Here is an 11,248-nt window from a genome sequence, read left to right on the forward strand (position 1 = left end):
CCTACTCGACCGCGGGCGGGGTCGCGACGGGCAGCGGGGTGTAGTCGCCGATCTCGATCCTCGCGCCGGGCTTGAAGGCCACGACCTGCAACCCGACGGCCCGTCCGTCCTCGAAGGTCAGCACCGCCACCTGCGCCTCACGACGCAGCTTGGTGCCCAGCGCGAAGGCGTAGACCGCGCCACCGGTGGAGCCGATCGTGAGCTTCGTCGTGGTGCCGTTCGGGCCCTCGGTGCTGGTCGGACCGACCTGGTAGTGCAGGTGGCCGCTGATCGCGAGGTCGACGCAGCCCGCGGCGACGGTCTCGTCGGCCGACGCGCCACTGTGCGTGGCCAGCAGGGTGACGTCGCCGTCCTCGCACGCGGTCCGTGCGAGCAGCTCGTCCTGCTCGCGGATCGCGGCGATGTTGTCGCCCTCGTTGCCGTTGTAGCCGGCCGTGAGGCCGGAGCTGCGCGGGTCGCTCTCGCCAAGGATCCGCACGCCCTCGACCTCGATGGGCTCACCGTCGAGGACGATGAAGTCGTTGCGCCGCATCGCGTCGAGGATGTGATCACCGGTGTCGTGGTTGCCCGCCACCGCCACGATCGGCACGTCGGCGAAGGTCTCACGCAGCGAGTTGATGCTGAACGTCTCCCACGACGCGCCGTTGGACGTGTCGTCGCCGAGGTCGAGCACGAAGGAGATGTCGGCCGAGCGGCCGACCTCGCGGGCGACCGGATCCATGCCGACGTTGTCGTGGCGGTCCGTCACGACGAGTGCGGTGGTCTGGCCCTCGTCGGGCGGGCGCACGCCGATCCCGACGGTCTTCTCGGTGAGGTTCTCGTAGAACGCGGTCGAGGCGTTGTACGTGTCGAGGGCGCCCTGCACGATCGCCCTGCTGGTGGCCGTCGCGGCACCGCGCGAGATCTGGACCTGCGCGAGCCGCGGGTTGTCGGGCAGCTCGGGGAACTCCTGACGGATCGGCACCCACGCCGTCGCGCGCTGCGTGCTGGGGTCGGGGACGTAGGCCATCAACGCGCCGAGCAGGACGATCCCCATCAGGCCGGCGACGAGCGCGGTGCGAGGCGCAGGCGGCCACTGCTCACGCAGCTCGCGACGCCGGCGGGCACCGACGGCCCACCAGACCGCGAGCGCCAGGACGATCGCGATGACTGCGGCGGCTGCTCCGCGCTGCAGTGCGGCGGTGGCCATCTCGGTGATCTCGGAGGTCATGGCCGCGATCTCGCCCTCGGGCTGGCTGGCGATGGCCGCGTCCTGGGCCAGCACTCGCTCGAGGTCGGTGTCGGGGCTGTCCCGCAGGACGACCTCGGCACCGATTCCCAGGAGCGCGTCCGAGGGCATCCGCAGCTCGGGCAGCAGCGGCCCGGCGACGATCGTGACGTGACCGTCGAAGGTCGGGCTCGCCATCGCGTTGTGGGCGCCGATCGTGACGGCGCGCTGCGTGTCGACGAACGTCGCGGCCGCCACCGGCAGGCCGACCACGAGGCCGACCGCGATCAGCGCGAGGACTCCGACGACCCGCCTCACCCGGCCACCCGATCCAGCCACGTCCGGCTGGTGCCGATCGTGACGAGGCGCTGGGTGGCACGCGTGAGCACGACGTACAGCGTGCGCCAGCCGGAGGCGGACTCGGCGACGATCCCGTCGGCGTCGACGACCAGCACGGCGTCGAACTCCAGGCCCTTCGTGTCGAGCGGATCGAGGATGCGCAGCCGCTCGTCGGCCGGGATCCCCGCCTCGAGCTCGGCGAGCCGGCCCGCCGGGGCGACGACCGCCACCGTGCCCTCGACCTGCTCGAGCAGCTGGGTGGTCTCGGCTGCCGCTCGCGCGACCAGGTCGCCGGACACGACCTCGTGCCGCGGCTCGATCCCCGTGCGGCGCACCGCCTCCGCGAGGTCGGGGCGCTCGATGCCGCGCACGGCGACCTTCGCGGCGAAGTCGTAGATCTCGGCGGAGTTGCGGTAGTTCGTCGAGAGGCGGAAGCGGTGGACCGGCATCGACCCGAGCGCCTCGTCACGCGCCGCGGCGGACTCGGCGGGCACCGGCCACGACGACTGGGCCTCGTCGCCGACGATCGTCCAGCTGGCGCTGCGGCCACGACGGCCCAGCATGCGCCACTGCATCGGCGACAGGTCCTGGGCCTCGTCCACGAGGACGTGCGCGTAGCCGTCGTCCTCGATGTTGCCCCCGAGCTGGATGCGGTCCTCGCGCTCACGGCGCTCGAAGCTCATGAGCTGCTTGGGGTCGTCGAAGTCGTCGTCGGACCGCGGCGGGACCTCGCCGACGAGGTGACGCAGCTCGTCGATGAGCGGCACGTCCTCGATCGTGGGGTCCTGCGGCCACTCGCGGCGCAGCACCTGCTGCTCGAACGAGGTGAACAGGTCAGAGGCCAGCTCGCCGAGGCGCGAGGGAAGCGTGCGCCACAGGTGGACGGGATCGAGCTCGGGCCACCACTGCTCGAGGAAGATCTCGAACCGCTCGTCGCCGTCGAGCTCGTCGGCGAACGCCTCGGCCCCGCGGTCGAGCGCACGCTCGCCCGATGCGCGCTCCCAAAGTGCCTCGACGAGCAGCTCGCGGGCGGCAGCGCCGGTCGTGTTCGGCAGCCCCATCGTCTGCAGGCGCCGGCGGACGCGCGCGAGGTCGGCTGCCTCGAGCACGAGCCGGTCGTCACGGTAGAAGGTCTCGAAGCGCGACGGGGCGCCGGCCTGCGGCGCCTTGACCAGGCGCGACAGCACGGTCGCCATCTGGGGACGGCCGAGCAGCGCCCCGGCCTCGGGAGCCGCGTGCGTCGTGGCGCGGATGCCCTCGACGACCTGGCCGATCGACCGCAGGGTCACGCTGGTCTCGCCCAGGCTGGGCAGGACGCGCTCGATGTAGTTCATGAAGACCCCGGACGGACCGACGACGAGCACGCCACCGGCCTCAAACCGACGGCGGTCGGTGTAGAGCAGGTAGGCCGCACGATGGAGCGCGACGACGGTCTTGCCCGTGCCCGGGCCGCCGCCGATGATCGTGGCGCCACGGGCGGGGGCGCGGATCGCCTCGTCCTGCTCCTTCTGGATCGTGGCGACGACCGAGTGCATCGAACTGTCGCGGGCGCGGCTGAGACTGGCGAGCAGCGCGCCCTCGCCGACCACGACCATGTCCTCCGGCGCCGACTCGGCGTCGAGCAGCTCGTCCTCGATGCCGATCACCTGGTCGCCGCGGCACCGCAGCACGCGCCGGCGCACGACCCCGGCCGGGTCCTGGCCGGTCGCCCGGTAGAACACCGACGCGGCCGGCGCGCGCCAGTCGATCAGCAGGATCTCGCGGTCCTCGTCACGGACGCCGATCCGGCCGATGTATCGGGGCGTCCCGTCGTTGAGGTCGAGCCGGCCGAACACCAGGCCGTCGTGGGCCGCGTGCAGCGCGCTGAGTCGACGGGTCGCCTGGTAGACCATGGCGTCCCGCTCGACGAGTCCGCCCTCGTGGCCGATGTGACCGCGCGCGAACCCCTCCGCGACGAGCGACTTGGCGACCTTGGTCGACTCGTCCAGGCGCTCGTAGACGGTGTCGACGTACGCCTGCTCGTGCTGGAGCTCGCGGTCGGCGGGCGAAGCGTTGTTCATCGACGTCCTCGGGGTGGAGTGGGCAACTCCCCATTCTAGGCACCGACACCCACCTGGCACCCCGGCTCGTCCGCCTTTCGGGTCAGAGGATGCGCAGCTTCCTCGTCACGGTCTTCGCGGCGACCCTCGCATCGCCCCCGTAGGCGATCGTGAAAGCGTGCTCTCCACGCGGGAGCTGGCCCGCGGTGAGCACGGTGACGCCCAGGAAGAGCCGGCCCTTCGCGACGACCTTCTCACCGCGCTTGACGACGACGGTGCCGGTCGGCAGCGCGCCCTTCGCCGACACCCCGACGGTGAACACCGCCGAGCGGAACAGGCCCAGCGCGCCGACCTTCACCGTCGGCTGGATCATCGCCGGTGCGGTCGGCTGGGTCGTCGGCGCCACCGTCGGCTGCGTCGTGGGCTCCGCGGTCGGCACCGTCGTCGGGTCCACGGGCGGCTGCGTGGTCGGCTCCGACGTGGGCTCCGAGGTCGGCTGGGTCGTGGGCACCGTCGGGATCGAGGTCGAGGGCGTGTCCGTCGGAGGCGTGCCCGTGGGCGGCGTGGTCGTCGGGTCGGTCGGCACCTGCGGCTCGTCGAGGACCGGCGGCGACGGATCGTTCTCGCCCGCCAGCGCGATGCCTCCCAGGAGCCGGTCGCGGCCCGCTGCGCAGTTCGCCACGAACGGGATCGTCGACTCGTCCGCCTTGAACAAGGTGGCATCGATGCGGAAGGTCGCCGGCAGTCCCACCCACAAGGCCCCTGCCGCGTCCTGTGGAGCGGTGATCGCGGGAATCGTGCCCGCACCGTCCATCGTCCACGGGTTGTTCGCCGTCTGAGGAACGCGGGACCGCGGGAGGTCCAGCGTGGTCGCTGGGAGCTCGGCGGTGCGACCCGCGGTGGTGAATGACCACGCCGCGTCGGTGACCGTGGCGCGCGCCTCGCGAGCGCCGAGCAACGACGCCATGGCTTGCCTCAACAGCTCGTTCGTCGTCCAGCGCACGGAGACCGGGCGCGCCTGCAGCACGTCGCCCGGTTGCGCAGTCTCGGCATAGTCCGTCGTCGCGGCGAGTGTGAAGGCCTGGACCCCGAGGTTCAAGCCCCCCGCGTTGACCGCGCACCGGTAGGCGGCGGTGCGGGACAGCGTCCCCGGGCCGACCTCGATCGGGCCGCCGGGCCCGGGCACCGGGTCGGTCGTGGGCTCGTCCGTGGGCGGGGTCGACGGATCATCCGTCGGAGGCGTGTCCGTCGATGGTGTGGCCGTGGGACCGGTCGGCGGATCGGGAACGTCGAGGACCGGGGGTGTCGGGTCGGTCTCGCCCGACAGCGCAATTCCTCCCAAGAGCCGGTCACTCGCCGCGGTGCAGTCAGCCGTCATCGGGATCGTCGAGTCGTCCGCGGTGAACAAGGTGGTGTCGATCCGCATCGCGGTCGGGAGACCGAGCCACAGCGCCCCGGCTGCGTCCTGGGGAGCGGTGATCGGGGGGATCGTGGCCTGGCTGCTCATCGTCCACGGTTCGTTGGCCACCTCGGGAACGCCGGACCGCGGGAAGTCCCAGGCGGTGCGCTCGAGCTCAGAGGTCCGACCGGCTGTGGTGAGGGACAAGGCCGCGTCCCCACCGGCGGTGGAACGCGCCGAGCGGGCGCCGAGCAGCAACGTCGTGGCCTGACGGAGCAGCTCGCTCGCGGTCCAGCTCACCGAGAGCGACCGCGCCTGCAGCACGTCTCCGGGCGCAGCGGTCTCGGGATAGTCCGCCGTCGCGGCCAGCGTGAAGTCCCGGATCCCGAGGTACAGGCCTCCGGCGGTGACCGCGCACTGGTACGCGACCTCGCGCGACAGCTCGCCCGGACCGACCGGCACGGACCCCGGCGGCGGGGGCTCCGTCGTGGGCGACGTGGTCGGATCCGTGCTGGGCGGTGTGTCCGTCGGTCGCGGCCACGTGGTCACCCACGTTCCGCCCAGCGCGAGATCGCCGGGACGTTCGCACGCGAGCGTGGTGGCGATCTCGCCGCCCGGCGTCTGCAGTGCGCCGTCGACAGTGAGACGGGAGGGCATGTCGAGCCACAGCTCGTGCTGGTACCACTCACCACCGGGCGTGTGCGCGAGGTTCGGCACGGCGATCGGCGGCAGCGTGCCCGCCATCGTCAACCGCCAGGGCACACCGACGAGCGGCTCCCGAGGCACGGCCACGTCGAAGGGCTCGAGCCCGACCGGCGCCTCGTGGCCCGCACGCATGGTGAGCCCGACGGGCATCGTCCATTCCTGGTGCGTGGCGCCGAGTCGCTCCACAGCGTCGTACGCGGAATCGGGGAGCGTCACCTCGACGTCGAACGGCTGCTCGGGGATCGTGTCCCCGGGGTCGACCTCCTTCGAGATGGTCGACTCGACCTCGACCCGGACCGAGGACGCCTCGACGTCGAGCCCTTCGCCCTGCAGGCTGCACGAGTACGAGAAGACCCTGCGCAGGTCCCCCGAGCCGAGCGCCCGTGGCAGCTCCGGGTCGAACGTGGCCATCGGCGCGATCGGCTCCGACGAGGTCCCGGCCCACGCGGTCGAGCCGACGATCGTTCCGGCGACGATCGTGGCGGCGACGGCCGCGCCCGCGGCAAACGACATGATTCGAGGCATGGGGACTCCCTGGTCCGCAGGAGCCCGAGCTGCCTGTCACTGGCGGTTACACCGCCGAACGTAGCGCCTCCGCGCCGATCCGCACAGACCGCGAAGCAGCACGTATCACGGAGCGAGAACGGTGCTCTCGGTCAGCAGCGTCCACGGGTGTCGACCGCTCGACGGGGGTCGGCCGACACCCGCGGACGCGTCCATGCGCGGGCCCGGAGCCATGAACCTAGTTCCGCGGAGACGAGGCTCCGGCTGTTCGAGCAGATCTCATCCCGATGAACCATGCCGGATTTGCTGTTTCTGCTGAGACGCATGTTTCTGACGGGATAGTTTCGTCGCAACTCCCCTCTTCCAGAGAGTTCCCCCATGCGCCTGCACACCCTGGCGGCCACGACGGCCATCGCCCTCGTCGCCTCCCTCGCTCCGACGGTGGCCGCCGACGCCGCTGCCAAGCCTGTCTTCAAGGTCTCGATCAGCACCTCGAAGACCAAGGCCGACGTCGGCCAGACCATCAAGGTCTCCGGCAAGGTCGCCGGCCCCAAGGCCGCCAAGAAGCGCCTCGCCGTCCAGGTCAAGGTCGGCAACGGCAGGTGGAAGACCGTCAAGAAGGTCCGTGCCACGAAGAAGCGCCGCTACTCCACGAGCGTCAAGGTCACCACGGCCGGCCAGCAGTACGTGCGCGTCGTCGCCCCGAAGTCCACGAAGGCGCGCATCGGCGTCAGCAAGTCGCGCGGGTTCGTCGGCTGGCGCTGGCTCGACCTGACGAGCCAGCCGAAGTACACGCGCGGCTCGGTCACGGTCGCCCCGGCGACCATCGCCGGTACGTCATACGACAAGGCGATCACGCTCACGGAGGGCGCTCGCGTGGCCTTCAACGTCAACGGCGCCTGCGACACCTACAAGTCCGCCGCCGGCATCAAGGACGGGATCGGCGAGAACGCGACCCTGACGACCTTCGTCTCCACGCCCGGCTGGGGCAACGGCTACCCCGCCGAGCTCACCGCGAACGCAGCGGCCACACCCCAGCGTCAGAGCCTCGACGGCATCTACACCCTCGGCATGGACGCCGAGGCCGGTACCGCCACGGTGGCCAGCCCGACCGTGCACTGCACCGTGAACCGCCTCGCGTCGGCCGCCTCACTGTTCCAGTGACCTCCTGACCGAGTTCGAGGAGGGGGCGCCCGCTCGCGCAGGGGCCCTCCTCCTCCGCTCATCGCATCGCGCCGCACGTCGCGATGAGCGTCGAAACACTGCGGTCACCCACCGTTCGACCCCAAGGAGAAGCTGTTCCATGCGTCTACGCACCATCGCCGTCGCTGCCGTCGTCGGCCTGATCGCCTCGATCGCGCCCGCCACTGCCGCCGAGGCCGCCAAGAAGCCCGTCTACAAGGTCTCGATCAAGATCGGCAAGACCTCCGCCGACGTCCACCAGAACATCACCGTCGTCGGTCGGGTCAAGGGACCCAAGGCCGCGAAGAAGCGCCTGGTGGTCCAGCGCAAGGTCGGCGCCGGGAAGTGGACCAACGTCCGGAAGGTCCGCACCAACAAGGTGGGCCGCTACGCGACGAAGGTCAAGGTCGCCACCGCCGGCCAGCAGTACCTGCGCGTCGTCGCCCCCAAGTCGAAGAAGGCACGCGCGGGCGTCAGCTCGCGTCGCGGCTACGTCGGCTGGCGCTGGCTCGACCTCACCGTCCAGCCGTCGCAGACCGAGGGCGACGGTGCGGTGAAGGGTCCGGCCACGATCGCGGGCACGACCTACCCCAAGGCCATCACGTTCGAGAACACCGGAACCTACTTCAACACGGCCGGCGTGTGTGACATCTTCAAGTCGACTGCCGGCGTCGTCGACGGCGGGACCCCGTCGGGTACGGTCCTGGCCCTCATGGCCTCGGACTACCAGCTGGGGTCGGAGACCGATCCCCGCGAGACCTCGCTCGAGCTGACGGCCGGTCAGGCGCCCCAGCCGTTCCGCGCCTCGCTGCGCGACACGCGGCTGTTCGCGTTCGGGTCCGTGAACGGCCGGATCGCCGTCGTGTCGCCGCTGGCGCACTGCACGGTGAACGCGCTGCCGGCGCCGTCGCTCGGCTTCTGATCGCCAGACGACGAACGCCCTGACCTCGGGCGTGCTCACGCGGTCCTTGCCACACCTCGACGTCCGAGGCGTGGCGAGGACCGCGTCGTTGCGACGAGGGGCAAGGTGCCCAGGAGGTCTCCGCCGACTCTGGTCATACATAAGGATCATCGCTTATCCTTATGTATGAGTCCCCGGCGAGAAGGATCAGCATGGCCACCACCAACGCACTCGTCCTCGACTGGGAAGACGTCGTCTGGTCCCCGAGGACTCCCCCACCCGCGCTCGATCGGCAGCGCACCGCCGTCGTCGGTCGCCCGTATCGCGCGGCCGTCCCAGCCATCATCGAGACTGCGGACCTGCCGCTCACGCGTGATGTTGCAGCACGGGCGGAGGACGCGCGAGCTGCGGTCACCCGATTCGACGCACACCTGGCATCCCTCTTCGATGGCGAGTTCGCGCCGCTCGCGGCCGTCCTGCTACGCACGGAGTCCGCGTCGTCCTCGCAGATCGAGAACATCACCGTCGGCGCCAAAGCGCTCTCTCTCGCAGACGTCGGACTGGCCAAGTTCGGTTCCAATGCCAGCCTCGTCCAGGCGAACGTCGCAGCGATGAATCGGGCACTCGAGGTGTCGGGTCCGCTGACTGCCGAGCACCTCCTGTCGATCCACGAGTCCCTCATGCACGGCCAAGACACGGCCGCACCGGGCCGATTCCGCGACCAGCAGGTGTGGATCGGCGGGACCGACTATTCACCGCATCGAGCCGAGTTCGTGCCGCCGCAGGCGTCGAGAATCGGCACAGCGATCAGCGATCTGTGCGCGTTCTGTCGCCGGACCGACCTCCCGCTGGTGGCTCAGGCTGCCATCGCGCACGCGCAGTTCGAGACGATCCATCCGTTCAACGACGGAAACGGCCGCGCCGGGCGAGCCCTCGTACATGTCCTGCTCCGCCAAGGTGGCGCCACGACTCGCACGACGGTGCCGGTCTCCGCCGGCCTGCTCTCCGACACCGACGCCTACTACGCGGCGCTCACTGCCTACCGGAGCGGCGACCCCAACCCGATCGTCGCGGAGTTCAGCCGGGCCGCGTTCGCCGCCGTCGCCAACGGGGAGGAGCTCGCCGGCGACCTGAAAGCCATCCACGACCAGTGGTCGGCGAAGCTACGCGCCCGCAGGGACGCGGTGGCGTGGCGCATCCTTCCCTTCCTGCTTCGCCAACCATCGGTCACCTCGAAGCTCATCCAGGTGACGATGGAGGTCACCCAGCCCGCGGCAGACAACGCGCTGCACCAACTCCACGACGCCGGAATCCTCTCCACACCGCGATCCGTCCACGGCGCGGGCCGCAAGAGGAACCTCGTCTGGCAGGCGACCGAGGTTCTCGAGGCCCTGGACGGATTCGGCGAGCGCGCACGGCGGAGTCCGAGGATCCGTTGACCCCGTGGGACGCCGGGCGGCTCTCGCGAAGTCGCGACGAGGCGGCCCCGATCACATCCGGCGTAGGATGTCGGCCTTCTTGTCAGCGAACTCCGCGTCCGTGAGGATGCCGTTGTCCCGCAGCTTCGCCAACTGCTCCAGTTGCCCGATGAAGTCGGGTCCGTCCGCGGCGACGGCCGGCGATGCCGGAGCGGCGACTGAACCCCCCGTCGGCGGCACGCCCTCGTAGCGGATCGTGCTCGTGTTCTTCCGCTCCTGGATCGCCATGCGCGCCTCATACGCAGCCGCGTTGATTGCGTGCTGGCCTTCCCGGAAGTTCGGCACGTCGACCAACTGGACGAGTTCCATGTGACTGCCACGATTGATGTGCAGGACGATGGTGCCGACGCCTCGCGCCTTCTGCGCGAAGCTCTGCCGCACGTCCACGTCGTGGAGCGCTGAGACTGGCACCTGCTGGGAGTCGGTCCTGAGCGTTCCGCGCTCGAAGTAGAGGTAGTGCGCTGTCAACCGGTACTTGCCTCCTCCGATCCCGGCGATCGGCTTGCCCCATCCCTCCCACAACGTAGGCATGCTCATGTCGCCGAGTTGAGGAGACTTGCCCGTCTGCGCGTTGCCCGCGGGAGCGAAATGGTCAGTCCACTGCGCGCCGTCCCAGTAGCGGAGCTGCGTGGGGTCACCGGGCGCCGGATGCCATCCAGCCGATACCGCGTCCATGACAGACCACTCTAGGTTTGCCTCGTCTGATCGACCGTCGAAACGAGCGATCTCACGTGCAGGTCAGCGACCGCGCGAAAGGAAGGCGAGCATCGCCTCGCGCGCCTCGTCGCTGCCGAAGAGTCGCGCCGACTGGGCGGCGATCTCGGGTCCGAGCCGGTCGAGCCGCTCGACGAGGTCGTGGTTGAGCAGCGCCTTCGTCTCGCGGAAGCCCTGCGGGTAGCCCTTCGCGAGCTCGGCCAGGACCTCGGCCAGCGCTTCGTCCAGCGAGTCGTCGGCGACGACCCGCGTGACCAGGCCGATCCCGGCCGCCTCGGCGGCGTCGAACTTGCGACCCGTCAGGAAGACGTCCGAGGCCGCTCGCGGCGCCAGGCGCGGCAGCAACGACAGGCTGATGACGGCCGGCGCGAGGGCGAGGCGGACCTCGGTCAGCGCGAACGTCACCGACTCCGCCGCCAGCACGATGTCGGCCGCACCGACCAGGCCGAGGCCGCCTGCGCGAACCGGGCCGGCGAGCACGACGATGACCGGCTTGGCGCTGACGGCGATGACCCGTTGCAGGTCGACGAGCGCCTGCGCGCCCTCCTCCATGCCACCCTCGGCCGCCTCGGAGAGGTCGGCTCCCGAGCAGAACACGCGATGCGCCGACCGCAGCACGACGACCTTCGCGTCGGCGTCGGTCTCCGCCGCCGCCAGGTGGTCACGCAGCTCGGTGACCAGCTGGCGGCTCAGCGCGTTGCGGTTGTGCTCGCTGTCGAGCGTGATCGTCGCGACGCCGTCCGCGACGTCCAGGTGGACGAGTTCCGTCATGACCTTCCC

The 11,248-nt window shown here is 70.7% G+C and carries 8 protein-coding genes; 3 read left to right on the forward strand and 5 right to left on the reverse strand.

Annotation, left to right across the window (positions count from 1 at the left end):
• Position 1 precedes the first annotated feature (1 nt).
• The 3 genes from RT323_RS07760 to RT323_RS07770 form a co-directional block, all read right to left on the reverse strand.
• A complete protein-coding gene (locus RT323_RS07760; protein ID WP_313406704.1) occupies positions 2 to 1,525 on the reverse strand; it encodes a metallophosphoesterase family protein in 1,524 nt (507 codons plus the stop codon).
• Positions 1,522 to 3,606, reverse strand: coding sequence for a UvrD-helicase domain-containing protein (locus tag RT323_RS07765; protein ID WP_313406706.1), 2,085 nt, complete (start codon positions 3,604 to 3,606; stop codon positions 1,522 to 1,524). The genes RT323_RS07760 and RT323_RS07765 overlap by 4 nt, the downstream gene beginning before the upstream one ends.
• An 82-nt stretch (positions 3,607 to 3,688) precedes the next feature.
• The gene (locus RT323_RS07770; protein ID WP_313406708.1) at positions 3,689 to 6,214 is read right to left on the reverse strand and encodes a PT domain-containing protein; all 2,526 of its coding nucleotides are present in this window, start codon (positions 6,212 to 6,214) and stop codon (positions 3,689 to 3,691) included.
• Between the two features lie 357 nt (positions 6,215 to 6,571).
• Between RT323_RS07770 and RT323_RS07775 the strand changes: the two genes are divergently transcribed.
• From RT323_RS07775 to RT323_RS07785, 3 genes are all read left to right on the forward strand, one after another.
• The gene (locus RT323_RS07775; protein ID WP_313406709.1) at positions 6,572 to 7,357 is read left to right on the forward strand and encodes a hypothetical protein; all 786 of its coding nucleotides are present in this window, start codon (positions 6,572 to 6,574) and stop codon (positions 7,355 to 7,357) included.
• Positions 7,358 to 7,496: 139 nt separating this feature from the next.
• Positions 7,497 to 8,297 (forward strand): hypothetical protein, encoded by an 801-nt coding sequence (locus RT323_RS07780; RefSeq protein ID WP_313406711.1) that lies wholly within the window; start codon positions 7,497 to 7,499, stop codon positions 8,295 to 8,297.
• Positions 8,298 to 8,488: 191 nt separating this feature from the next.
• The gene (locus RT323_RS07785) at positions 8,489 to 9,715 is read left to right on the forward strand and encodes a Fic family protein (RefSeq protein ID WP_313406712.1); all 1,227 of its coding nucleotides are present in this window, start codon (positions 8,489 to 8,491) and stop codon (positions 9,713 to 9,715) included.
• A gap of 51 nt (positions 9,716 to 9,766) precedes the next feature.
• On the opposite strand, the gene RT323_RS07790 is transcribed toward RT323_RS07785, so the two are convergent.
• Both RT323_RS07790 and RT323_RS07795 read right to left on the reverse strand, forming a co-directional pair.
• Entirely contained in the window at positions 9,767 to 10,429 is a 663-nt protein-coding gene (locus RT323_RS07790) for a DUF2510 domain-containing protein (protein WP_313406715.1), read from the reverse strand.
• Between the two features lie 63 nt (positions 10,430 to 10,492).
• Positions 10,493 to 11,239, reverse strand: a complete 747-nt coding sequence (locus RT323_RS07795; RefSeq protein WP_313406717.1) for an enoyl-CoA hydratase-related protein — start codon at positions 11,237 to 11,239, stop codon at positions 10,493 to 10,495.
• Positions 11,240 to 11,248 lie beyond the last annotated feature (9 nt).

It is taken from the genome of Aeromicrobium sp., assembly GCF_032084975.1.
In the GTDB taxonomy this organism is placed as follows: domain Bacteria; phylum Actinomycetota; class Actinomycetes; order Propionibacteriales; family Nocardioidaceae; genus Aeromicrobium.